The organism is Streptomyces sp. x-80 (assembly GCF_046549095.1).
GTDB classification, from domain to species: Bacteria; Actinomycetota; Actinomycetes; order Streptomycetales; family Streptomycetaceae; genus Streptomyces; species Streptomyces celluloflavus.
Map to the genome: position 1 here is coordinate 190,784 of NZ_JAJPWM010000005.1, position 23,341 is coordinate 214,124.

Below are 23,341 nucleotides of genomic sequence, written 5' to 3' on the forward strand. Positions count from 1 at the left end.
TGCGCACGGCACCCGCTGCGCACCCTCGGCCGACGCCGCGGCCCACCGGAACCCGCCACCGGCGAGCACGGCACCGCCGAGGGCGAACGTGGCACCGGAGTGACGGCCCGGCACCGTCGGCCGGTCAGCGCCGCTCCAGCCGGAACAGCCGGATCTCCCGCGCCACCCGCGCCTGATACGCGGCGTACGGGGGCCAGCGCGTGGTCGCCGCCCGCCAGGCCCGCGCCCGTTCCGCACCGGTGAGCAGCCGGGCCCGGACGGGAATGTCGCGGCCCCGCCAACTCATCTCCGCCTCCGGATGCTTGAGGAGATTGCCGGTCCAGGCCGGATGCCCCGGCCGCCCGAAGTTGCTGCCGATCAGCAGCCAGCCGCCGTCCCCGTCCGGCAGACACGCCAACGGCGTACGCCGCGGCAGGCCGCTCCTGGCGCCGGTCGCGGTCAGGATCGCACCGGGCAGCAGCCGCGCGCTGAGCAGCACCTTGCCCCGGGTCAGCCGGTGCACCGTACGGTCCAGCGCGGGGATGACATACGGCGCGAGCCGTGCGAACGCCCGGGTCGAGGAGACCCGCTGCACCATCCGCGCCGGCCACCCCTCTGCTGACCTCATGCACCGGCCGCCGCTCGCGTCCCGGCCGTGAACAGCCCGGCCTCCTCCGCGGCCCGCGCCCGCAGCCGGTGCACGGGCCCCAGCAGCAGTTCGTCGCAGGTCGCCCGTTTGAAGTAGAGGTGCGCGTCGTGCTCCCAGGTGAAGCCGATGCCGCCGTGCAGCTGCACGGCCTCGGCCGCCACCGCGCGCAGCGCCTCCAGCGCCTGCGCGAGCGCCAGGGCGCCCACCCCCGGCTCAGCCGCCCGCCGCTCCGGGGCCCCGCCCCGTTCCGCCGCCCGCGGCGGTGCGGCCCCCGCCGACCAGGCCGCGTAGTACGCCGCCGAGCGCGCCGCCTGCACCCGTACGTACAGGTCGGCGAGCCGGTGCTGCACGGCCTGGAAGGACCCGATCGCCCGGCCGAACTGCTCGCGCTCCCGGACGTACGCGACGGTACGGGTCAGCGCCGTATCGGCCGTACCGACCGCCTCGGCCGCCAGCGCCGCGGCCGCCGCCGCCCCGGTCGCCGCGAGCGCGGTCGCCACCGCCGCCCCGTCCCCCGCCCCCTCGCCCAGCAACTCGGCTGGTACGTCCCGCAGTTCGATCCGCGCCTGCGGCCGGGTCTCGTCCAGCGCGGTCTGCCGGGTCCGCACCAGTCCGGGCACCACCTCGCCCCGCCCGGCCGCCCGGGGCCGCACGCTGCTCTTCCCCCGCCCGGCCCGTACGAGGAAGAGCAGCGTGCGGCCCCGGGCGAAGCCACCGGTGTGCGCCGCCACCAGCAGCACCTCCGCGGTGTGCCCGTCGAGCACCTGTCCGGCCTCCCCGTACAGCCGCCAGCCCCCCTCGTGCGCCCGCGCCTGGATTCCCCCGGCCCGGCCGCCGCCCGCCCAGTCACCGTCGTTCGGCCCGGTCAGCGCCAGTGCGGTGGCCAGCCGACCGCCCGGTACGGCCAGCGTCGCGGTCAGTTCCCCGGCGGCGATACCGGGCAGCAGTGCGGTGCGCTGCCGCTCGCTGCCCAGCGCCAGGACCAGCGGCGCGGCGAGCGCGGCGGTGGCGATCAGCGGCGACGGCAGCACCGCGCGGCCGGTCTCCTCGCAGACCAGGGCGAGTTCGGTGGGCCCGCAGCCGACCCCGCCGTACGCGGCGGGCAGCGCGAGCCCCGGCAGCCCGAGCTGCCGGGCCAGCCTGCGCCAGAGCGCCTCGTCGTAGCCCGCCGGGGTCCGCGCCGCCGCCTTGACCTCGTCCCCGCCACAGTGTTTGTGCAGCAGTTCGCGCAGCGTGCGGCGGATCTCGTCCTGCTCCTCGGTGAACGCGGCGTCCATCGGCGGGCTCCTCCCGGCCGTACCACCACGCCCGTCCGGTCCGACGGGCGCGCCGACATCACACATCCCACATCGCGCATCAGCACATACGATTCTGACGGCCCGTCATATTAGGCACGGACGGCCGACTTTCCTAGGCACGCGCAGGCACGCGCAGGCACGCGCAGGCACTCGCAGGCGCGCGCAGGTACATGCGGACACCTGGCAGACAGGCACGTGCGGACATGCGCGAGTACGCAGCGGGATCCCGCGAGACCCGGCCCGACCCCTCATATCTGATGTACCGTCAGATTCATGACTTCAGGGAGCCGCATCCCCTCCGGGAACCGCAAGGTCGCCGTCGCCGGAGTCGCCCTGTCCGACGGCGGACGCGTGGACGGCGCCACCCCCTACACCCTGCACGCCCAGGCCGCCCGCCGGGCGCTCGCCGACTCGGGTCTGGACCGCTCGGTGATCGACGGCTTCGCGTCGGCCGGCCTCGGCACCCTCGCGCCCGTCGAGGTCGCCGAATACCTGGGCCTGCGCCCCACCTGGGTCGATTCGACCTCGGTCGGCGGCGCCACCTGGGAAGTGCTGGCCGCGCACGCCGTCGACGCGATCGCCGCCGGCCACGCCAACGCCGTACTCCTCGTCTACGGTTCCACCGCCCGCGCCGACCTCAAGGCCGGGCGCCGCACCGCCAACCTCTCCTTCGGCACCCGGGGCCCGCTCCAGTTCGAGGCCCCCTACGGGCACACCCTGATCGCCAAATACGCCATGGCCGCCCGCCGCCATATGCACCAGTACGGCACCACACTGGAGCAGTTGGCCGAGGTGGCCGTCCAGGCGCGCGCCAACGCGGCGGCCAACCCGGACGCCATGTACCGCGACCCGATCACCGTCGACGAGGTCCTCGACGGCCCGATGATCGCCGATCCGTTCACCAAACTGCACTGCTGCATCCGCTCCGACGGCGGCTGCGCGGTCCTGCTCGTCGCCGAGGACTACGTCCCCGACCTCGCCAAACCCCCGGTCTGGGTGCTCGGTTCCGGCACCGCCGTCTCCCACACCACCATGTCGGAGTGGGACGACTTCACCGTCTCACCGGCAGCGGTCTCCGGCCGGCTGGCCTTCGCCCGCGCCGGCGTCCGCCCGTCGGAGATCGACCTCGCCGAGATCTACGACGCCTTCACCTATATGACCCTGGTGACGCTGGAGGACCTGGGGTTCTGTGCGAAGGGCGAGGGCGGCGCGTTCGTCGAGGGGGGCCGCCTGCTGCGGGACGGCGCCCTGCCGGTCAACACCGACGGGGGCGGGCTGGCCGCCTGCCACCCCGGTATGCGCGGGCTGTTCCTGCTGGTCGAGGCGGTACGCCAGCTCCGCGGGGAGGCCGGCCGGGACCGCCAGGTCCACCGCCGCGACGGCCGCCTCCCGCAACTCGCCGTCGCCTCCGGCACGGGCGGCTGGTTCTGCTCGTCGGGGACGGTGGTGCTGGGGAGGGAGTAGGAGTCCCAGCAGGAGTCCCTCTCCCGCTCCCTCCCCCGGTCAGGCGCTCGGGGCGCCCGGCGTCAGCTCAGCCGTTCCTCGATGAGGTCGGCGGCCCGGCGGGCGCCGCCCTCGGACCGGGCCTCCGCGCGCAGCCGTGCCGAGCGCTCGGCGACCCGCGGATCCGTGGTCAGCTCGGTCAGCGCCGTACGCAACGCGTCCGCCGTGGCGTCCGCGGTGTCGAGACGGCGGGCCACCCCCAGCTCGACCAGCCGGTCGGCGTTCGCGAACTGATCGGCGCCCTGCGGTACGGCGATCATCGGTACGCCGGTGAACAGCCCCTCATTGCTGCCGCCCATCCCCGCATGCGTGACGAACGCGTCCGCCTGCTCCAGGATCGCCAACTGCGGTACCCACGACCGCACTTCGATGTTGGCCGGGATCTCGCCCAGCTCCGCCGGATCGAGGTACTTGCCGATCTGGAGGACCACGTGCCACCCCGGCAGACCGCCGAACGCCGCCAGGCAACGCCGGTAGAACTCCGGCTGCCGCGTGACCACCGAGCCCAGCGAGACCAGCAGCACCTTCTCGGACCCGGCCGGCCGGTCCCAGCCGCCCTGCTCCGCACGGTCGCCGAGGCACGGTCCGACGAACGTCACCGCGTCGGAGTCGACCCGGTCCGCGTGCGGCTGCATGGCCCGGGGGATCAACGCCAGCGCCCGTCCCGGCCGGCCGGTGAACTCGTCCACATCCGTGGTGCGCGCACCGCATCCGGCCAGCCAGTCCGCGAACCGCGCCCGGTAGACATCGCCCCCCGGCATCGCCGCGAGGGCCGCGCCGAACTCCTCCTGTGCCCCCTTCCAGTTCACAAAGGTCGGCGACAGCTGGACGAGGTCCCGCCCCTGCGCCTCGGCCAGCGGGCGGGCGGCGTAGGCGAGGACGTCGTGGAGGTAGACATCGGCGGGGTCGTCGTCGTAAGCGGCCCGCAGCTGCGGCAGCACCTCGATGGCGTCGTCCAGGACGAGCGAACACGCGGCGACGAGATCCTGCGGCCAGTCGTTGTCGACGACCGGGAGGGTGGAGGTGTAGCGGACGAACTCGGCGCCGGTGGCGGCGATCAGGTCGACGACATGCTCGGTATTGGCGTACGTCACCCGATGGCCACGGTCCACCAGCTCCCGCACGATCGCCAGGCTGGGCAGTACATGACTGACGATGGGCGTGCCGATCACGGCGATATGCGCGGGCCGCCGGGGACCAGGGGCCGAGGTTCCCGCCCGGGGGGCACGGCTGGGTTGGGTGGGTTGGATGGGATGGGTGTTGCTGGTCATGGGAATTCCTTCTGTGCAGAGCTACGGCGAATGACACGGCAGCCCGACGACCCGGGCGGCACCGCGCTGCGACGGCGGCGGAGCCGGTCGCGCGCCGGGCGCACTTGGGCACGGGCGGGGCACACCAGGGTGCGGGCGGGGCGGTGGAACCGCCCTCGGGGCTGTCAGCCGTAGATCTGGAAGAGATGCATGCCGCCGAGCGTAACGGGGGCCCGGAGGCCGGGCCAGCGGTTTTTCCCGCACCTGCCACCGGGTGGCCGGTCCGCGCCGCCAGGCCGTCGGTGCCCGCCGCCCGCGACCTCGAAGACGGTCTGCCGGTGGGGCTTCTGTCGTGGTGACGCGCTCCGGGAAGCCTTCCGACGGCGCGCTTCCATGCCGCATCGCCTCGTGCGCCACTCGTGTGCGAACGCCTCACCGGCCCCTGGGGCATCGTCCGCGTGCCGCGCGAAGCGCGGGGTTCGAACGCCCACCGGTCCGCGGGGCATCGTCCGCTCCAAGCGCAAGGTGCGAACGCCCCACCGCCCCCGGCGGCATCCTCCGCGTGCCGCGCGAAGCGCAAGGTGCGAACACCCACCGGTCCCCGGGGCATCGCCCGCATGCCGCGCGAAGCGCAGGGTCGGAAGCCTGCGACCGCTCCCCACGGATGCCATACCGATTCCACGGATGACATACCGGCCCGCACCGGCCCATACCGGCCCGGACACGTCGAGTCGTACGCTGCCTGGCATGGCCGAGCACCCCACGCACCACGACGCAGCCCGCCCCGCGGGCGGTGGCACCCGTCCCACCGACAGTGACACCCGCCCCGATGCCGATGACGACGCCCGCGCGTTCCGCGATCTGCTGCGCGGGCTGCGGGTCTGGGAGGCCGAGCTGCCCGCGTTCGATCCGGCGCGGGCCCCGGCCGAGCCGCTGCCGCTCTTCCGGCGGTGGCTGCGAGAGGCCGCCGAGGCCGGTGTCCCCGAGCCGCACACCATGACGCTCGCGACGGCGGACGCGGCCGGCGACCCCTCCGTACGGACCCTGATGCTGCACGACGCCGACGAGCGCGGCTGGCACTTCGCCTCGCACCGCGGCAGCCGCAAGGGCCGCGAACTGGCCGCCCGCCCCCGGGCGGCGCTCGGTTTCTACTGGGCGGCGGTGGGCCGCCAGGTCCGTATCCGCGGGACGGTGACCGCGGCGGGCCCCGAGGAGAGCGCGGCCGATCTGCACCGCCGCTCCCCGGGGGCGCTGGCCGCGGCGCTGGTCGGACGGCAGAGCGAAGTCCTCGGCTCCACCGAGGAACTGGCCCGCGCCTCGGACGCCGCGTGGGAGCGGGCCCGGCGTGAACCGGACGCCCCCGTACCGAGCTGGACGCTCTATGTGCTGCGCGCCGAGGAGGTCGAGTTCTTCCAGGGCGATGCACGACGGCGCCATGTGCGCCTCAACTACCGCTACAAGGACGGCAGTTGGCACCACGAGCTGCTCTGGCCGTAACGCCTCGCGAGGGCCGGTACGCCGCGAGGGCGGGGACGCCGCGGCGGCCGGGGCGCCGGACGGACCGGCACCGGACGGGCCGGCGTTGCGCGGCGCCAGGAGCCCGCGACGGCCGCCGCCTCACCGAGGTCGCGCGGGTAACCGTAGGTCTCACCGGCCGCGACGATCTCGCGGAAGAACGGCCAGATGGCGGGCCAATCGGCCGCGTTCGCCTCTCGGATCAGCATCGCCACAGCCTGCCGCAGAGCGCATCCCGTCCCGTCAACGCACCACGTCCCTCCGGCCCATGCCCCGCCCCGCGCCTCCGTACGCGCCACCAGACCCAGGCCCACCACCGACACCAGCCGGCCTCAGGCCCACCACGAAGTTCAGCCGGACCCAGACCCATCACGAAGATCAGCCGGGCCAGAATCAGGCGAGCCGGAATCAGGCCGGCCGGAAGACGGGAACCGCGACCACGGCCCCGTCACCCCCCGGCGCCCCGCCTCGCGCACCGTCCCCGGCCCCGCCCCGCACCGCTCCCACGCCCGCCGCAATCACAGCACTTGCTGCACTCGCAGCACTTGCCGCACTTGCTGCACTCGCCGTACCCACCGCGCGGAAGTGCACCACGAGCGGCATGCCGATACGCAGCTCGGTCTCGGCGCAGTCGGTGATCTCGGTCATCATCCGGGGACCCTCGGCGAGGTCCACCACCGCCGCGATGTACGGAACCCGGCCGCCGAAGGGCGGGAGATCATTCCGGTGCACGACGGACCAGGTGTAGAGCGTGGCCCGGCCGGTGGCCCGCTCCCATCCGACGTCCTCGCTCCAGCAGTACGGACAGAACTCGCGCGGGTAGTGGTGAGCCGCACCGCACCCCTCGGCCCGGCAGCGACGCAGCAGCAATCGCCCTTCGGCGGCCGCGTCCCAGTAGGGGCGGGTGAAGTCGTCCATCTCGGGCAGATCGAACCGGACCGCCCCACCGGCCCCGGCGGTCACTGGAACACCCCCACCACACCGTCGAGTGACCACGTCTGCCAGCTCATCGCGAACAGGGCGACCAGGGAGATCAGCGCCATCATCCCGTTCTGCCCCTGCTCGGCCCAGTCGTGCATCATCAGGACGAGGTAGAGCAGATTGAGCAGCAGGCCGCCGACCAGTGCGACCGGCGTGAGAAAGCCGAGGACGAGGCCGAGCCCCAGGGCCAGTTCGGCGTAGACCACGACATACGCCATCACCTTGGGCCGGGGCCGGACGACCTTGTCGAAGCCGACGCGCACCGCGCCCCAACGGTGATGGGCGGCCACATCCGCCGCCCAGGCGATGCCCGTACCGCGCTCGAACCAGCTCTTCTTGTCCTTGTGCCGCCAGCTCTCCAGCCACCACAGGCCGAGACCGATACGGAGCACGGCCAGCCATTCGGCCCCGCTGAGCCAGATCGTCTGCATCCCGCACGCCTCCTGCTGCCTCGCCGTGCCCACCGGCCCCGGACCCACCGCATGCATCACATTTCTGACGCTGCGTCAGTTCCTGGGGGCCACCAGTTCAGCGGATACGGGCGGGACCGCGCAAGGGGTGGACGTAATCACCCCGCACGCCCGGAAGCCACGCCACCGTCCGTACCCACCCGCACCCGCCCACAGCCGGGCACCGCACACCCTCCCCCCAGGTCGTACACAGCACCTCACCGGAAGCTTTACCGTGCAGGGCCATTCCTGGCGTGCTGACATTTCAGTAACCTGACTGGGCGTCAGGTTTTAGCGCCGTCACACAGGAGCGGGTCTGCGATGCTTGGATCGACTCACGGCACCCTCACCACGCACTCCCGGCCGGCCCGCGTCGTGGCCTGCGGGGAGCAGCGACCGCACACCGTCCACGGCGTGACCGATCCGCAGGGCGGCAGCGGCGGACAGCGGGCCGACGGCACGGTCGACCGGGATGTCAGCGGTCGCCCGCTGCACGCCCCGGTGCCCGACCTGGACCGCTTCTTCCGGCCCGAATCGGTGGCCGTCATCGGCGCCTCCGACAGCGAGGGCCGCCCCAACACCGGTATCACCCGCCAGCTGATCGCCTGGGCGGAGCGGGTCGGCGCCCGGCTGCATCCCGTCAACCCCGGGCGCGCCCACGTCTTCGGCCGCCCCTGCCACGCCACCGTCTCCGACCTGCCGGAACCGGTCGATCTCGCCGTCCTCCTCGTCGGCGACCCACTTCCTGTCGTCGAGCAACTCGCCGCCGCCAAGGTGAAGTTCGCGGTCGCCTTCGCCTCCGGCTTCGCCGAGACCGGTGCGGCCGGCGCCGCCGCCCAGGCCCGGCTGGCCGAGGCCGTCCAACGCTCCGGCCTGCGGCTGCTCGGCCCGAACACCAACCTCAACGCCTTCGAGCGGTTCCGCGAGGACCTGACCGGACCGGCCATCGCCCTGATCACCCAGTCCGGCCACCAGGGCCGCCCGGTCTTCACCCTTCAGGAACTGGGCATCCGCCTCTCCCACTGGGCCCCGACCGGCAACGAGGCCGATCTGGAGACCGCCGACTTCATCTCGTACTTCGCCTCCCGCCCCGAGGTCGGCGCCATCGCCGCGTACGTGGAGGGGCTCAAGGACGGGCGCAGCTTTCTGCTCGCCGCCGACCGCGCGGCCCGTAACAAGGTCCCGGTCGTCGCGGTCAAGGTCGGCCGCACCGAGACCGGCGCCCGGACGGCCGCCTCACACACCGGCAAGCTCACCGGCGCGGACGGCGTCGTGGACGCCGCGATGCGGCAGTTCGGCGTGATCCGGGTGGACGGGCTGGACGAGTTGCAGGACACCGCGGCGCTGCTGGCCCGCGCCAGGAAGCCGGTCGCCGAGGGCGTCGCCGTCTATTCGATCTCCGGCGGGACCGGCGCCCACTTCGCCGACCTGGCGACCGCGGCCGGGCTGCGGCTGCCCGTCCTCACGGACGCCAGACAGCGCGAACTGCACCAGTGGATACCGGACTATCTCAGCGTCGCCAACCCCATCGACAACGGTGGCCACCCCGTCGGCGACTGGCGCGGCCGCAAGATCATCGACGCGATCCTCGCCGATCCCGCGATCGGCGTACTGATCTGCCCGATCACCGGCCCCTTCCCGCCCATGAGCGACAAGCTCGCCCAGGATCTGGTGGACGCGGCGGAGCAGACGGACAAGCTGGTGTGTGTGGTGTGGGGATCGCCGGTCGGCACCGAGGACGCCTACCGCGGCACGCTGCTCGGCTCCTCCCGCGTAGCGACCTTCCGCACCTTCGCCAACTGCATCACCGCCGTCCGCGCCTACTTCGACCACCACCGCTTCACGGCCGGCTACCGCTCCCCCTTCGACGAGGCGCCGCGTCTGCCGTCCCCCTCCGCCCGCAAGGCGCAGGCTCTGCTGCGCCCGGGACAGCAGCTCAGCGAGCACGCGGCGAAGCAACTGCTGCGCGCCTACGGCATCCGCGTACCGCGCGAACAGCTGGTGACCAGCGCGGCGGCGGCCGTACGGGCGGCGAGCCAGGTCGGCTATCCGGTGGTGCTGAAGGCATCCGGACCGCAGCTCGCCCACAAGACCGAACTCGGCCTCGTCAAGGTCGGCCTGACCTCCGCCAGCCAGGTCCGGGACGCCTATCGCGAACTCACCGACATCGCCCGCTACGAGGACCTCCCGCTGGACGGCGTACTGGTCTGCCAGATGATCGAGCGGGGGGTGGAGATGGTCGTGGGCGTCACGCACGACAGCCTCTTCGGGCCGACGGTGACCGTAGGTCTCGGCGGTGTGCTGGTGGAGGTGTTGCGGGACGTCGCGGTGGGCGTACCGCCCTTCGGCGAGGACCAGGCGCGCGCGATGCTCGGCGAACTGCGCGGCCACGCCCTGCTGACGGGCGTCCGGGGCGCCCCGCCCGCGGACCTCGACGCGCTGGTCGAGGTCGTGCTGCGGGTGCAGCGGATGTCGCTCGAACTGGACGCCGATCTCGCGGAGTTGGACATCAACCCGCTGGTCGTCCTGGCCCGTGGCCAGGGCGCCGTCGCCCTCGACGCGCTCGCCGTCTGTCACTGACCGCCCATGCCGACCGCGCCACTCACGCGGGTCACACCGGCCGTACCAGCCGCACCACCCACGTCGGTCACACCGGTCGCACCCGTCACACCGGCCGTACCCGTTACAACGGCCGTGCCGCCCGTGCCACGCGCGCCGTAACCACAGCCGTAACAGCCACAGCTGTAACAGCCACCGCCACAGCTTCTGGAGCCGCCCTCCCATGACACCCTCCCCCGCATCCCCCGGACGGCCCGACGCCCGGGAACACCACACCACTTCCGCCGGCCCTGCCGACCCTGCCGACCCGGCCGACCACTCCGATCCCGCCGCCCCGGCCGGTCCGGTCACTTCCGCTGATTCATTGGTACTCCATGCCACTGACAACGGCGTCTCGTGGATCACGCTCAACCGGCCGGCGGCACTGAACGCCGTCACCTGGGACCAGCGCGAACGCATCATCGGCCTGCTCGCGGACGCGTCGGCCGACCCGGAGGTACGGGCCGTGGTGATCACCGCGTCCGGCAAGGGCTTCTGCGCCGGTGCCGATCTGCGCGGCTCGCCACCGGCCGGCGACCGGGTCGCGGGCGATGTGGCCCGGCTGATCCGGCGCGGCGCCCAGCGGTTCATCGCCGCGGTACTGGACTGCGAGAAGCCGGTGCTCGCCGCCGTCAACGGCACCGCGGCCGGTATCGGCGCCCATCTCGCGTTCGCCTGCGACCTGGTGCTGGCCGCCGAATCGGCGCGGTTCATCGAGGTGTTCGCGCGCCGCGGCCTGGTCCCGGACGGCGGCGGCGCCTACCTCCTGCCGCGACTGGTCGGCCCGCAGCGCGCCAAGGAGCTGATGTTCTTCGGTGACGCGGTACCGGCCGCCGAGGCCGAGCGGCTGGGGCTGGTCAACCGGGTCGTCCCGGACGGTGAGCTGGCGGCAACCGCCCGGGAGTGGGCCGAGCGGCTGGCGACCGGCCCGACGCGGGCCCTCGCCCTCACCAAACAGCTGGTCAACGCCTCCCTCGACGCCGACCGGGCGACCGCCTTCGCCGCCGAGGCCGCCGCCCAGGAGATCAACATGACCACGGCGGACGCCCAGGAGGGGATCAGCGCCTTCGCGACCCGCCGCCGCCCGGCGTACCGGGGACGGTGAGCGGACGGAGCACAGCGCAGCCCCACCCCGCCCTTCCCATCTGACGATCCATCAGATTCAATGAGGGCATGATGGGACACGCTGGAATGGCGGCCACCGCCGTGCGGTACCTGCGCTCGGTCGGCGCGCCGACCACGTCCGCCACACCGGCCACCTCCCCCTCGCCCGTACCGCCCCGCCCGGCCCTGCGCGCCGTACGCGAGGACGAACGCGCCCCCGTGGACCCGGCCACGTTCCGCGCCGTCCTGGGGCACTTCGCCAGCGGCGTCACCGTCATCACCGCCCCCGGGGAGCCGGGCCCGGCCGGTTTCGCCTGCCAGTCGTTCGCCTCGCTCTCCCTCGACCCGCCGCTGGTCACCTTCCTGGTGGCCCGTACGTCCACCACCTGGCCGCGGATCGCCCGCGCCGGCGTCTTCTGCGTCAACATCCTCGGCACCGGGCAGGACGAGCTGTGCCGCGGCTTCGCGGTCCGCGGCGGCGACAAGTTCGCCGGCGTCCCCTACGTGGCGGCCCCCGCGACCGGTTCGCCGCGGCTGGTGGACGTACCCGCCTGGGTCGACTGCACGATCGAGGCCGTCCACACCGGCGGCGACCACCTGATCGTGGTCGGCCGCGTCGAAGCCCTCGGCACGGACACCACCGCCGCGGCCCGCGGCCCGCTCCTCTTCCACCGGGGCGCCTTCGGCCGCTTCGACGGGTGACGGCAAGGGGCCGGGCGGCGGCGCCGCTCTCGTCCGCTGCCGGCGTCCGGGCGCGTAAGCCGGTTCAGGCGGCTCCGGGGAACCCGGGCCGGCACCGTCGGACGGGAGGCACGAGTCGCGGCTCGGCCCGCGTCAGCCCACCTCAGCCGGCGAACCCCGGCACCACCAGACCGGACTCGTACGCGATCACCACCGCGTGGGTCCGGTTCTGCGCGCCGAGCTTGGTCAGCACGTTCCCGACGTGTGTCTTCACCGTCTCCAGGCTCACCGTGAGCGAGTCCGCGATCTCCGGGTTGGACAGGCCGGTGGCCATCGACCGCAGCACCTCCTCCTCCCGTCCCGTCAGCGCCGCCTTCGGCAACGCCTCGGCGGAGCCCAGCGGGCGGGCGGCGACCATCCGGCGCAGTGCCGCCGGGAAGAGGATCGCCTCGCCCGCCGCCACCACCCGCACCGCCTCCGCGATCTGCCGGACCGGAAGCCGCTTGAGTACGAACCCGCTGGCCCCCGCGCTGAGCGCGGCGGTCACGTAGCCGTCGTTCTCGAAGGTGGTGATCACCACGACCTTCGGCGGTTCGGCCGACTCGGCCAGCAGCTGCCGGGTGGCCTCGATCCCGTTGCGGCGCGGCATCCGCACATCCATCAGGACCACGTCCGGCCGCAGCCGCCGCCCCTGCTCCACCGCCTCGACGCCGTCGGCGGCCTCCCCGACCACCGCGATCCCCGGCTGCGCCGCGAGCAACGTGCGCAGACCGCTGCGGGTCACCTCGTCGTCGTCCGCGATCAGGAGCGTGACGGGGGTGCTGGTGGGGGTGCTGGTGGGGCCGGTGGTGGCGGGGCCGGTGGTGGCGCCGGTCATGACGGCCGGGCTCGCGTCAGAGCTGGTCGTGACGGCATCGCTCGTGTCAGAGCCGATCATGCCGACAACCGTACCGGCAGCCGGACCGCCAACCGCCAGCGCTGCGGCCCGTCCGGACCGACCTCGATCTCACCGTGCAGCAGCCGCACGCGCTCGGCCAGACCGGGCAGGCCGTGCCCGGACGTCGGGAAGGCACCCGCCCCCGTACCGGCCCCGGTCCGGTTGACCACCGCGAGCTCCAGTCCGTCCGGCGCGGCCGCCACCCGGACCTGGATCGGACCGCCCGCCCCGTGCCGCAGCGCGTTCGTCAGCCCCTCCTGCAAGATCCGGTACGCCGCCCGGGAGAGCGTCCCCTGCACCTGCGTCAGCTCGCCCGACACCTCCGGCGCCACCACCGCGCCCGCGTGCCGCAACCGGTCCAGCAGCTCGGGCAGATCGGCCAGGGTCCGGACCGGCGCCGCCTCCGCCGCCTCCTCGCGCAGCACGCCCAGCACATAGTCCAGGTCCTCCAGCGCCGCCCGGGTCGACTCCTCGATGCTGCGCAGGGCGGCCCGCGCCGCCGCCGGGTCGGCGGAGAGCACCTCGCCCGCCACCGCAGCCTGGATCGTGGTCGCCGTCAGCGTGTGCCCGATCGAGTCGTGCAGTTCGTGGGCCAGCCGGTTACGTTCGGCCAGCAGCAGCTCCCGCTCGGCCGCCAGCGCGAGCCGCTCGGCCGACGACGGCCCCAGCAGCCTCGGCGCCAGCCACCGCAGCGCGCTCGCCACCACCGCGCACACAGCCACCGCCAGCAGCACACAGCCGAGCGCTACCGCCCAGCTGCCCCAGCCACCCGTCAACCGCACCGACCAGCCGAACAGACTCAGCCCCGCCTCGGCGCCGAACCAGCCCCCCGGCAGGGTCAGGCCCGCGAGTATCAGCACCCCGCTGACCAGCGCCCCCGTCCACCCCAGCGCCACGTGCAGCAGCAGCCAGAGAGGAGTCCGCCAACGGTCGGCGCCGGACGGGACGGCGGAGGCCGGCGCCACAGGGGCCGGCCCGGTGCCGAGCAAGCTCGCGGACCGGCGTACGGCCACCGGATCCGGCAACGGCACCCTCAGCAGGCGACGGGCGCACACGATCAGCACCCGCCGCGTGGTGCGGGCCAGCCCGACCACGCCGATCAGTGCCGCCCAGACCAGCAGGATCAGAACGATCCGCACTCCCTCCGGAGCGGAGCGCCACACCAGCACCGGCAGCTGTGCGAAAGGCAGCAGTGGAATGCTCGCCAACGCCCCGCAATAGGCGAACAGCACACCCGAATACGTGGAGCCGCGCAGCAGCGGCCGGATTCCCCTGATCACAATGGGCCAGTATGGCCGGAAAGCTCATCGGCGACCTCCCTCGATCGGGGGAGCGATGTTTCCCGCCTTCCCGCGATGCGCACCCGAGCCCCCGGAAACCATGATCGTGTCCTGCCCAGTTTCACGGGAGGACGGCAGATGGATACGCAAGGGACAGAGACACCGCCGATTCACCCGGCGCCGGCCGAGGCCGCGCCGACCCGGACAGCGCCGAGTCGGACGGCATCGACTCGGACGGCAACGGCTCGGACGGCATCGGCTCGGGCCGCCGGACCGGACCCGTATGCCCCCCGGCCCCAGGGCCCCGGCTGCGGTGTACGGCCTCCGGTCGGCAGGAACGGCCTGGCCGTGGCCGCCATGGTGCTGGGCATCGTCAGCCTGATGACCTCGATCGTCTTCGTCGGCGGCGCGCTCGGCGTCATCGGCCTGATCCTGGGCGTCGTCGCCCTGAGGACGGCCAGGCGGACCGGCGTCGGCCGGGGCATTTCCCTCACCGGCGTGGTGATGTCGTTCCTCGCGATCGTGGTGTCCGTCCTGGTCGCCTTCTTCATGGTCTGGTACGCCAACAAGACGCAGGACTGCTACCGGCCCGACAGCCTCCAGCAATACACGCACTGCGTCCGTCAGCACCTCACCGGAAACTGACCGGCGGCCGGCAGAACAACCGGTAACGACCCCGGCCGCGGAGCACCGTCCGTGCCACCGGCCCAACGGCTTCTCAGCGGCGGGCGAATTCCCTTCCTCGACGGCCTCACCAACCTCCCGCCACAAAAGGGCGGAAGGCCCCGTCGTCTCCCCGACAAGGACGAGCACATTCATGCGAAACGGACGAACAGCGTCTCTCCTGGCCGTCGGCGCCGCGGCGACTTTCCTTTCGGCGCTTACCCCCGCGACGACCTCTGCCGCAGCTCGGTCCGCTGCGGACGAGGCCCCGCTGCGGCAGTACACACAGCAGAATCCCCGATGGCAGCGCTGCGACGCGAAGAGCCCCGCCACCTTTCAGTGCGCGACGCTCAAGGTGCCGCTGGACTACAGCAACCCTGGTGGCAAGAAGATTGACATCGCGATATCCCGGCTGAAGGCGAGCAGCGCAAAGGAACGTCGCGGCGTTCTGCTGCTCAACCCCGGCGGCCCCGGCGGACCGGGCCTGGATTTGCCGGTCACCCCGGTATTGGCCTTGCCCGAGGAGGTGAAGAGACAGTACGACCTCATCGGCTTCGACCCGAGGGGCATCGGCCAGAGCTCTCCGGTCAGCTGCGGTCTGACCGACGACGAAAAGAACGACGAGCGTCCGTACAAGGCCGAGACATTCGCAAAGGATGTGGAGTGGGCACGTACGGTGGCCGGCAAATGCCAGGCAAAGGCGGGTGACACGCTGCGGCACCTCACCACCCGCAACACCGCTCGCGATATGGACGTCATCCGTGCCGTGCTGGGCGAGAAGAAGATCTCCTACCTGGGGTACTCCTACGGCACCTACCTCGGCGCCGTCTACACACAGCTGTTCCCCCAACGGGCCGACCGGTTCGTACTGGACAGTGCCGCCGACCCCACGCGGGTCTGGCAGGGCATGTTCCAGGCGATGGCGGAGGGGGCCGAGCCCGCCTTCACGAGATGGAGCGAATGGACCGCCGAGCGGCACACGACGTACCACCTGGGCACTACCCCGGCCGAGGTCCGCAAGACCTTCTGGAAACTGATCGCCCAGGCCGACCGCACGCCCGTCGACTCCGGCGGGAGCCCCCTCACCGGTGACGACATCCGCTCCGAACTGCGCCCCGAGTTCTTCCACGTGCAGCGAGCCGCCGAAAGGGTCGCCGCACTGAAGAAGGCGGCCGAGGGCACGAAGCCGGCCCCGTCCGGCACCCCCGAGCGGGCCCCGGCCCCCGTCCCCTCGGCGTCCGCCCGTGCCGTCCCCTCGGACAATGACGCCGCGAGCACCTGGGCTGTCCTGTGCGCCGACACCCGCCCGTGGCCGCACGACCCCGAGCAGTACCGCCGCGACGCGATCCGCGACAAGGCCCGGTATCCGCTGTACGGCGATTTCGCGGCCAACATCAAGCCGTGTGCCTTCTGGAAGCCGGGCAGCGAACCCGCGACAACGGTGCACAACCAGGTCAGCGCACTGATCCTCCAGAACCAGTGGGACCCCCAAACCCCCCTGCCCAGCGCCCAGCGCATGCACCGCGCCCTGCACGGCTCCCGGATGGTCACCGTCGCCGGCGGCGAGGGCCACACCATCTACGGCGTCGCCGATTCCTGCGCGAACAAGAGCGCCACGGCCTACCTGACCACGGGCAGGCTCCCGGCCAAGGACCTGACCTGTCACACGCCGGCCGGGCAGCAGGAGAAGTCCCGCTAGTGCCGCTCCGCGGACGTTCGTGGAGGGGTGAGGATCAGGCGGCCTTGAGTGGGGTGCCTTCGTAGGTCCGGCGATAGGGCCTGGCGTTTTCGTTGTGTCGGATGACGTATGCCTCCAGCTTTTCGATCAGGTCGTCGCGGCCGGCGAAGTCGCCCGCCGCACGACGCGGAGGCCAAGAGGGGCGAATCGGCGGCGCCACTTGCGCACCGTGTTCACGCTGACGTCCAACTCCCGGGCGATCGCGCCGTTGGTGAGCCCGTCCGCCGCCGCGAGCACGATCCGGGCCCGCAACACCGCCCGTACCTCGGACTTCACCGAGGCCATGGTCCTCATCAGCCGGTCACGGACCTGCGAATCGATCGCCACCGCCGCTGTCCCCGCCCGTCGCTCACCCTCCACGACCAAGATCATGGCGGGCCGTGGCCGCACCCGGCAGGACGGGCCCGTGCCGAAGAACCCACCGGAAGCGATGCAGCACCACCTGCGCCAGCGTCTGAACCGTCACGTCCGCGAGCACCGGCCACACCTGAACGCCATCACGGTTCGCTTCCGCGCCGGATTCGCCTATGCGGCAGCCGAGCAGACCGTCCCGCTGCGCCGCCTGCGGTTCACCGACGTGCTGCGCACCTGGGGCTTCGCCCTCTACCTGGCGAGCAACGACAGCGACCGGGACAGCATCCTCCCCAGCGGACTGCCCGCCGGATCCCCGGAAGAAGCCCCCGACTGCGCAGGCGACCTCTACCTCAACGGATCGGCCATCTGGTCAACACCCCTCCACGAACTTCCGCAGAGGGGCGTCAGCCTGCGCGTTCTGTCTGGGGTTGCGTCCGGATCGTGATCCAAGCGTCCTGGGCCGGGCTGCTGTTCGCGCTGTTCGGCGCGGAGCGTGTGGCGGTGTCAGGCCACCACCTCGCTCTGCGCCCGTCCGAAGGGCTCCGGCGTGCCGTCGCCGAAGGGGTGCGGGGCGTCGTTCCCGTTGTCCGCCTGGTGTTCAAGATCTTGCTGACCGGCCCGGACGTAACAACCCCACGGGGCGCGGGCGCCCGCTGTCAGTGCACCGAGGGAGGGGCCATCACTCATGCGCCTCCGTGGCGCTCCGGGCTGGTGGGGGACGGTGGACTGGTGGGCGCCGCGTCTGCGCGGGCCTTGAAGAAGCTGATCAGTTCGCGGCTCAGCAGCTCTGGCTGTTCCTCCGAGAGGAAGTGGCCGGCGTCGGGGATCTCGACGAACCGGATGTCGGTCGACAGGTCTTCGTTCGAGGCGCGGGACAGTGCGAGGTAGCGGCCACCGGGCACCAGGACCGGCATGGTCAGCTTGGGGAAGTCGGCCGCGACTCGCAGGTCTTCGCGGAGTGTCCGGTACCAGCCGGCCACCGCGCGGATCGCGTCGACGGAGTCGTAGGCGCGGGCGTAGATCTCCCGGCTCTTCTCGTCAATGGCCTCGGGGGCGACGGTGAGCTGATCGGCGGACCAGTCGACGAGGGTCCGGTAGCGGCCCGCGAGCAGCCGCTCGGGAAGCTCGTCGAGCTGGTTGAAGCCCAGGTGCCACGCGTTCAGCCCATTCGGCACGGGCAGGGCGGGAAGGTCCCCCAGTTCACTCGTCGGTGCCCCCGGCTCCCACATCGCCAGTCTGGCGGTGCTCTCGGGGAACTGGGCGGCGAAGAAGTAGGCGATCCAGGATCCGACGTCCTCGCCCGCGAGGTTGACCCGTTCATGGCCCAGGTGCCGGACGAGCTCGTGGACGTCGCGTGCCATGGTGGCCTTGTCGTACCCCGATCCGGGCTTTTGGGACTCGCCCATTCCCCGGTATTCGCAGACGATCACCCGAAAGTGCTGCGCGAGCAGGGGAATCATCGTGCGGTACTGCCACCAGGTGCGGGGCCAGCCTGGGAGCAGTACGAGCGGTTCGCCCGAACCACTGCTCACATAGTGCAGACGGACTCCGTTGACCTGGGCGAAGCCGTGCTCGAAAGATTCGGATGGTTCGGGTTCGGTGGGCATGTGCGCTCTCCTGCGGGAAAGTACCGGCCGTCGGATGTGCAAGGGAGGGGTGTCCGCCTGGGCGGCCCCGACGGAGCCCGGCCGCCCAGGCCGTGCGGGATCGCGTCGCGCGGGCGGCTGAGTCACCGCGGAGGTTCTAGCTCGGGTCGGGGAGCATCTCCGTGGCATAACGCTCCATCAGCTCCGTCGGGGGCTCCCCGATGCTGAGCTCCCGAATGGGCGGTGCCGCCCCCGGCTCGGCCGGTGTGGCGCCGGCGAGGAGCAGTTCCTCCATGCCGCCCGGAGTAAAGAAGAAGATCATCTTGGCCGCGTGGTAACCGCGGTTACGGAAGCGGTGCCGAGTGCCGCGCGGGACGAAGAAGAATCCGCCCGCTCCGGCGGTCACGGTTTCGTCGCCGTTGAGGAACTCCAACTCCCCGGAGATCACGTAGAACGCCTCGTCGTGATCGTTGTGGACGTGCGGTTCGGGTCCCCCTTCGGGCGGCACCGTCGCCTCCAGGAACGTCAGCGCCCCGTTGGTCTCCTGTCCGCCGACCTTGAGGGTGTAGGTGTCGGCGAACACCCAGGCGGTCTCCCCCAGCCCGGAGGGCACGTAGATCGCGCTTCTCTTCGCGTACCGGGGGTCCGTCGAGTAGGGATCGATCAGGCTCATGGCTCTCCTCGCTGCCGAGCAGCAGTATCCTAACGATCGTTAATAAACTATTCCGCGCTCATGACGGCATGTCAACACCGGCCTCGATAGGCTGCGGGAGGGCCCCGCTCCGAGCGGGCGGCCGAGGCTCCAGCGGGCGAGAGAAGGGCAGGAGAGGTTCATGCCGGGTGGTCGGCCTCGCAGTTACGATCCCGAGCTGGCGCTGAACTCGGCCATGCTGACCTTCTGGACCCAGGGCTACGAGGGCACCTCCATGTCCCACCTCACGACGGCCATGGGGATGAGCGCCCCCAGCATCTACGCGGCGTTCGGGGACAAGGAGACCCTCTTCTACAAGGTCGTCGAACGCTATATGGCCGGTCCCGGGGCCTACCTGCACGCCGCCCTCGACCAGCCGACGGCCGAGGCACTGGCGCGCACTTTCCTGCACTCCGCCGTGGAGGCGGTCACCGGCGACCGCACCCCGCACGGCTGCCTGATCGTGCAGGGCGCGCTCGCCGTGGGCCCTCGCTCGGCCTCGGTGCGGGAATACCTGACCAGGCTTCGGGAGGACGGGGTGAAGTCCCTGGCCGACCGGCTCCAGTCCTTCTCCGGCGCCGACGGGCTGCCTCCCGGCTCCGACCCCTCGGCCCTCGCACGGCTCCTGGTCACGGTCGTCCAAGGACTCGCCGTTCAGGCCGCTTCGGGTGTGCCGCGCGAAACGCTTCACACCGTCGCCGACCAGATGGTCACGTGCTGGCCGCGTCGAGCGGATTGAACCTGGCGGCAGTCGGCAGCGGCCCATGGCCACCCGCGGTGGGGCCTTGCAACGACAGCGACCGGGACAACACCCTCCCCAGCGGACTGCCCGCCGGATCCCCGGAAGAAGCCCCCGACTGCGCAGGCGACCTCCACCTCAACGGATCGGCCATCTGATCCTCACCCCTCCACGAACTTGCGTGGAGCAGCGCTAAGTTCCCTTGTCCCGACACCTCCAGGAACCCAGGGAACCCCGGGAGCCCCGGGAGCCCCGGGAGCCCCGGGAGCGCACGACGGCTTCTGAAGCTCAGCTGCCCAGGGTGTTGATGTGGGGCCTTCCACCGCTGGAAGGCCCCACTTCACGTTCGTCACACTTCCTGCCCTGTAGGGAAGTTACCCAGGTGAAACCCACGGAGCTCGGCGATCCGTGACGGTTCTTGATCGCAGCGGTAGAACGTCGTCGTGCGGTACACACATGGGGGGCGAGCTGACGCCCAAGGAGCAGGAGAAGCGGGAACCGGTGCGCCTGGACGCCGCCGGCCCCCCACTCGTCTTCGGCCCCGGCGCCTGGGCCTCGTTCACGGAAACGCTGAAGTCCGGTGGCTTCACCACCTCCGGAGTTCGTACGGCGGCACGATGGGGCACCGGGCAAGGCCGGGGGCCCCATCGCTGCGTGCGGTTCAGCTCAGTGCCTCAAGTGCCTTCAGAATGAGCGCCCGCGCTTCCGCACCGTAGACGGCCATGCTCCGCAGTTGCTCGAACGCCTTGAGGTACAGGGCGATCTCGGTGGGCTGGGTGATGTTCACCTCCGCCGAGATCAGTTCCACCGACACGAGGGAGTCGTCATAGACGTGGAACGTCTCGCGCGGCCACTGCACCCGCTCGCGGGTCGCCATCGGGACGATGCCGAGCGATACGGACGGCAGGGCACCGGCCGTCAGCAGGTAACCCAGCTGGGCGGCCATCGCATCCGCGTCGCCGATCTGGTAGTACAGCGCCGCTTCTTCGACAAGTAGCACGAACCGGTGCCCCGGCTCGTGAATCACACGGGAGCGTTCGACTCGCGCCCGTGCGGCCTCCGCACTGTCGTCGAAGGGGAGTTCGCGGAAATCGGCGATCGTAGCCAGCACCGCGGCGGCGTAGCCCTCGGTCTGTAGCAGGCCGGGTACGAGGGTGCAGGAGTAGACCCGGAACAGCCGGGTCTCGTGGAAGAACTGAAGCAAGCTGTCCTGGAGTTGCTTCAACCCGCTGCGTACCTGGTGGCGCCACTCGGTGTACATCGACTCGGCGTTCAGGGACTGCGCAACAAGGTCGGCGGTCTGGTCGTCCGCCCGGCAGGCGCGGCACCACGCGTCAATGTCCTTGGCTGACGGTGCGGTACGGGCGTTCTCGATGCGGGATGTCTTCGCGTGGTGCCAGCCACACCGGTCGGCCAGCTCTGTGACCGTCAGCCCGGCCCCCTTACGCAGCGACCGCAACCGTAGTGCAACGGCTTCGCGGGCGGCCTGAGCGGACGAGGACGGAGATATGGGCATGAGCTGGCTGAACCGGTGCTTTCTGCTAGCGGATCTCGTACTGATCGTGCGGGGTGGCCCGCGACCACGCCGTTTCGAAGGCGTTGGCGCACAGCTTCGCGGCAGCCGGGTCGTCGGTGACCTCCTCGCCCATCGACGACCCGTCGCCGGCGAAGTGGTTCCAGTGGATCCACTGTTCGTCGAAGATCCAGAAGTCATTACCGGGGAGAGCGATGTCGGATGCCCGACGGCGGGGAAGCCATCGCACCTCTTCCCCTGCGGCGACATTGGTGAACGTGCCGTCGTGCAGGAACCGGGTGTATTCGCTAACCGGCTCGGACACGATGCGAACCCGCCGCACAACGATGCCGCGGGACACCGTCTCCTGCATCAGGTCGAGCCACGGCCGCCACCATGACTCCCGGTCTGCCGGGTCATGGCGGAAGCCGCCCTTCCAGTCGGCGAACGGCCCTTTCTCGTAGTCGACGGCGTAGGTATCACGCATCTCCAAGTGCACGGCGGATCGCGTGCAGTTGGCGATCAGGTCGTCAAACGCGCTCGATGGCATCGCAAGCCTCCCGAATCATGTGCACCATCCTGGCCGGTACCCGGATCACTGCTTCGTGGTCTGGGATCCCTTGCGCGTGCCCGGGAATCTCCGTGGCAGCGCACTCCGCTTCAAGCTCGACACTCGGCTTCCAGCCTTGGAATACGAATTCCTGGTTCTTCCGGTCGACCCACACAGTGGGGCTCTGTTTGTCACCGGTGTTCGGGTCGATCCCGATGAAGAGTAACGGCACGTCAGCCTCCGTTGAGTCGCTGTGCAGCTGTGTGCATCACTGTCATCGGTAGGATCCGCCGGGTCAAGGACATGAATGAGCCATGACCAGCCCAGACAGCACGTCATGCACAAATCTGCACACCGCTAACACCCACCCACGCCACATCCCTAGCCTTCTGCCCTGAACAGCGAGGTAGCGGGACGGCGTGGTGGCGGGACGGCGATCCATCAAACCGCCACCAGCTCTTCAGACTCCCGCCCGGCCGCCATTCCCTGGCAGGACTCGGCCGGAGCGGGCGGGCCCACAAGGGGGCCCTCGCACGTGCACGACGGCGCGCGGACAGTCCGTGCACCCTTCGGCACCGAGGAGATCACCATGCGATACCGCCTCGACCCGGTCAAGTACGGCGGCGACGAGGACGACGACGAGGGCGGCAGCCCCAACGGAGGCTGCGGCGACGGTGACGGTTGCGGCCGCCAGTAGCTCTCAGCGCGGCAGCGAGAGTCCTTGAACCAGGCGGCCCCGACGCCCCGGTGGCGGGGTCGCCCCTTCCCAGCAGGGAGAACGATGGCCAGTCCGCACCACCACGCCTACCTCTGGCTCGGTCACGGCGACATCCTCGTGCGGCCGGGCGACGCTCATCGGCGCCCGGCCCACCCGGAGTTCCGCGCCGCACAGGTGATGCCGCTGGAGTGCGCGGACTGGCTGCTGAAGCCGGCCTCGCGGATCGAGGCGACGTTCCACGAACCGAAGGAGGGAGCCGACTGGTACGCCGAACAGCTCGCGCTCCACGCCGGCCTCTTCGCCGGCTCGTACGCGCCGGCCCCGGCGTCCGAGGAGACCGTACGGGCCCTGGCCGCCGGTGCGGACCGGGTCGGCGGGTGGTGGGTGACCGGTGGCCGCTTCCTCTCGCTCAGCCTCATCGCCTGTAGCCCGCACCGCGCGCGTCCCGACTACGCATGCCCGCTGCGGTAGCGGCACCGGGCCGTACGTACCGAGCGCACCCCGCGCCGGGCCGCGCAGGAAGGGCCACGAGGGCGGCGCCCACGCCGGACAGGACGCCGCCCCC

At 71.6% G+C, this 23,341-nt stretch carries 23 protein-coding genes and 2 pseudogenes; 10 read left to right on the forward strand and 15 right to left on the reverse strand.

Features of this window, described 5'->3' with window-relative positions; genetic code table 11:
• Positions 1-124: 124 nt before the first annotated feature.
• Together ACLJWH_RS11500 and ACLJWH_RS11505 are read right to left on the reverse strand one after the other, a co-directional pair.
• Positions 125-577 (reverse strand): nitroreductase family deazaflavin-dependent oxidoreductase, encoded by a 453-nt coding sequence (locus ACLJWH_RS11500; protein WP_411141543.1) that lies wholly within the window; start codon positions 575-577, stop codon positions 125-127.
• 26 nt (positions 578-603) lie between these two features.
• Complete coding sequence (locus ACLJWH_RS11505) at positions 604-1,905, reverse strand: acyl-CoA dehydrogenase family protein (protein WP_411141544.1); 1,302 nt, start codon at positions 1,903-1,905, stop codon at positions 604-606.
• A 294-nt stretch (positions 1,906-2,199) separates the two neighbouring features.
• Between ACLJWH_RS11505 and ACLJWH_RS11510 the strand changes: the two genes are divergently transcribed.
• Complete coding sequence (locus tag ACLJWH_RS11510; protein ID WP_411141545.1) at positions 2,200-3,390, forward strand: thiolase C-terminal domain-containing protein; 1,191 nt, start codon at positions 2,200-2,202, stop codon at positions 3,388-3,390.
• Positions 3,391-3,452: 62 nt separating this feature from the next.
• Here the strand turns inward: ACLJWH_RS11510 and ACLJWH_RS11515 are convergent, their stop codons facing one another.
• Complete coding sequence (locus ACLJWH_RS11515; RefSeq protein ID WP_411141546.1) at positions 3,453-4,700, reverse strand: macrolide family glycosyltransferase; 1,248 nt, start codon at positions 4,698-4,700, stop codon at positions 3,453-3,455.
• 726 nt (positions 4,701-5,426) lie between these two features.
• Between ACLJWH_RS11515 and ACLJWH_RS11520 the strand changes: the two genes are divergently transcribed.
• A complete protein-coding gene (locus ACLJWH_RS11520) occupies positions 5,427-6,176 on the forward strand; it encodes a pyridoxal 5'-phosphate synthase (RefSeq protein WP_411141547.1) in 750 nt (249 codons plus the stop codon).
• Positions 6,177-6,244: 68 nt separating this feature from the next.
• On the opposite strand, the pseudogene ACLJWH_RS11525 reads toward ACLJWH_RS11520, so the two are convergent.
• From ACLJWH_RS11525 to ACLJWH_RS11535, 3 genes and pseudogenes are all read right to left on the reverse strand, one after another.
• A pseudogene (locus ACLJWH_RS11525) lies at positions 6,245-6,403 on the reverse strand (GNAT family N-acetyltransferase); the annotation flags it as partial.
• A gap of 361 nt (positions 6,404-6,764) precedes the next feature.
• A pseudogene (locus ACLJWH_RS11530) lies at positions 6,765-7,112 on the reverse strand (Zn-ribbon domain-containing OB-fold protein); the annotation flags it as partial.
• 41 nt (positions 7,113-7,153) lie between these two features.
• Entirely contained in the window at positions 7,154-7,606 is a 453-nt protein-coding gene (locus tag ACLJWH_RS11535) for a DoxX family membrane protein (RefSeq protein ID WP_411141548.1), read from the reverse strand.
• Positions 7,607-7,945: 339 nt separating this feature from the next.
• Here ACLJWH_RS11535 and ACLJWH_RS11540 point away from each other — a divergent pair, with 339 nt between their 5' ends.
• From ACLJWH_RS11540 to ACLJWH_RS11550, 3 genes are all read left to right on the forward strand, one after another.
• A complete protein-coding gene (locus ACLJWH_RS11540) occupies positions 7,946-10,204 on the forward strand; it encodes an acetate--CoA ligase family protein (RefSeq protein ID WP_411141549.1) in 2,259 nt (752 codons plus the stop codon).
• A gap of 202 nt (positions 10,205-10,406) precedes the next feature.
• Positions 10,407-11,327 (forward strand): enoyl-CoA hydratase/isomerase family protein, encoded by a 921-nt coding sequence (locus tag ACLJWH_RS11545; RefSeq protein WP_411141550.1) that lies wholly within the window; start codon positions 10,407-10,409, stop codon positions 11,325-11,327.
• 68 nt (positions 11,328-11,395) lie between these two features.
• Entirely contained in the window at positions 11,396-12,028 is a 633-nt protein-coding gene (locus ACLJWH_RS11550; RefSeq protein ID WP_411141551.1) for a flavin reductase family protein, read from the forward strand.
• Positions 12,029-12,170: 142 nt separating this feature from the next.
• On the opposite strand, the gene ACLJWH_RS11555 is transcribed toward ACLJWH_RS11550, so the two are convergent.
• Both ACLJWH_RS11555 and ACLJWH_RS11560 read right to left on the reverse strand, forming a co-directional pair.
• Positions 12,171-12,884, reverse strand: coding sequence for a response regulator (locus ACLJWH_RS11555; protein WP_411141804.1), 714 nt, complete (start codon positions 12,882-12,884; stop codon positions 12,171-12,173).
• A 56-nt stretch (positions 12,885-12,940) separates the two neighbouring features.
• Positions 12,941-14,224 (reverse strand): histidine kinase, encoded by a 1,284-nt coding sequence (locus ACLJWH_RS11560; protein ID WP_411141552.1) that lies wholly within the window; start codon positions 14,222-14,224, stop codon positions 12,941-12,943.
• A gap of 357 nt (positions 14,225-14,581) precedes the next feature.
• Between ACLJWH_RS11560 and ACLJWH_RS11565 the strand changes: the two genes are divergently transcribed.
• Both ACLJWH_RS11565 and ACLJWH_RS11570 read left to right on the forward strand, forming a co-directional pair.
• Positions 14,582-14,869: a DUF4190 domain-containing protein gene (locus ACLJWH_RS11565; protein WP_411141805.1), complete on the forward strand. Its 288-nt coding sequence runs from the start codon at positions 14,582-14,584 to the stop codon at positions 14,867-14,869.
• 172 nt (positions 14,870-15,041) lie between these two features.
• Positions 15,042-16,586, forward strand: a complete 1,545-nt coding sequence (locus tag ACLJWH_RS11570; RefSeq protein ID WP_411141553.1) for an alpha/beta hydrolase — start codon at positions 15,042-15,044, stop codon at positions 16,584-16,586.
• Between the two features lie 126 nt (positions 16,587-16,712).
• On the opposite strand, the gene ACLJWH_RS11575 is transcribed toward ACLJWH_RS11570, so the two are convergent.
• Complete coding sequence (locus tag ACLJWH_RS11575) at positions 16,713-16,985, reverse strand: helix-turn-helix domain-containing protein (protein WP_411141554.1); 273 nt, start codon at positions 16,983-16,985, stop codon at positions 16,713-16,715.
• Positions 16,986-17,031: 46 nt separating this feature from the next.
• Between ACLJWH_RS11575 and ACLJWH_RS11580 the strand changes: the two genes are divergently transcribed.
• Positions 17,032-17,424: a hypothetical protein gene (locus ACLJWH_RS11580; RefSeq protein ID WP_411141555.1), complete on the forward strand. Its 393-nt coding sequence runs from the start codon at positions 17,032-17,034 to the stop codon at positions 17,422-17,424.
• Between the two features lie 59 nt (positions 17,425-17,483).
• Here the strand turns inward: ACLJWH_RS11580 and ACLJWH_RS11585 are convergent, their stop codons facing one another.
• The 3 genes from ACLJWH_RS11585 to ACLJWH_RS11595 all read right to left on the reverse strand — a co-directional run bounded on the left by ACLJWH_RS11585 (position 17,484) and on the right by ACLJWH_RS11595 (position 19,238).
• Positions 17,484-17,666, reverse strand: a complete 183-nt coding sequence (locus tag ACLJWH_RS11585; protein ID WP_411141556.1) for a hypothetical protein — start codon at positions 17,664-17,666, stop codon at positions 17,484-17,486.
• On the reverse strand, positions 17,663-18,586 hold the full coding sequence (locus ACLJWH_RS11590; protein ID WP_411141557.1) for an alpha/beta fold hydrolase: 924 nt from the start codon (positions 18,584-18,586) through the stop codon (positions 17,663-17,665). The genes ACLJWH_RS11585 and ACLJWH_RS11590 overlap by 4 nt, the downstream gene beginning before the upstream one ends.
• Before the next feature lie 136 nt (positions 18,587-18,722).
• A complete protein-coding gene (locus tag ACLJWH_RS11595; RefSeq protein WP_411141558.1) occupies positions 18,723-19,238 on the reverse strand; it encodes a cupin domain-containing protein in 516 nt (171 codons plus the stop codon).
• Between the two features lie 160 nt (positions 19,239-19,398).
• On the opposite strand from ACLJWH_RS11595, the gene ACLJWH_RS11600 reads away from it, so the two are divergent.
• Positions 19,399-19,995 carry a TetR/AcrR family transcriptional regulator gene (locus tag ACLJWH_RS11600; RefSeq protein WP_411141559.1) on the forward strand — a complete coding sequence of 199 codons (597 nt, stop codon included), beginning with the start codon at positions 19,399-19,401 and terminating at the stop codon, positions 19,993-19,995.
• 661 nt (positions 19,996-20,656) lie between these two features.
• Here the strand turns inward: ACLJWH_RS11600 and ACLJWH_RS11605 are convergent.
• Genes ACLJWH_RS11605 through ACLJWH_RS11615 form a run of 3 tightly spaced genes read right to left on the reverse strand, consistent with a single transcriptional unit; the run spans position 20,657 to position 22,290 of the window.
• Positions 20,657-21,511 carry a helix-turn-helix domain-containing protein gene (locus tag ACLJWH_RS11605; RefSeq protein WP_411141560.1) on the reverse strand — a complete coding sequence of 285 codons (855 nt, stop codon included), beginning with the start codon at positions 21,509-21,511 and terminating at the stop codon, positions 20,657-20,659.
• Between the two features lie 25 nt (positions 21,512-21,536).
• A complete protein-coding gene (locus ACLJWH_RS11610) occupies positions 21,537-22,058 on the reverse strand; it encodes a DUF6879 family protein (protein ID WP_411141561.1) in 522 nt (173 codons plus the stop codon).
• Positions 22,039-22,290 (reverse strand): hypothetical protein, encoded by a 252-nt coding sequence (locus ACLJWH_RS11615; protein WP_411141562.1) that lies wholly within the window; start codon positions 22,288-22,290, stop codon positions 22,039-22,041. Before ACLJWH_RS11615 ends, ACLJWH_RS11610 begins: the two co-directional genes overlap by 20 nt.
• A 549-nt stretch (positions 22,291-22,839) precedes the next feature.
• On the opposite strand from ACLJWH_RS11615, the gene ACLJWH_RS11620 reads away from it, so the two are divergent.
• Positions 22,840-23,247 (forward strand): hypothetical protein, encoded by a 408-nt coding sequence (locus ACLJWH_RS11620; protein ID WP_411141563.1) that lies wholly within the window; start codon positions 22,840-22,842, stop codon positions 23,245-23,247.
• The last annotated feature ends 94 nt before the right edge of the window (positions 23,248-23,341 follow it).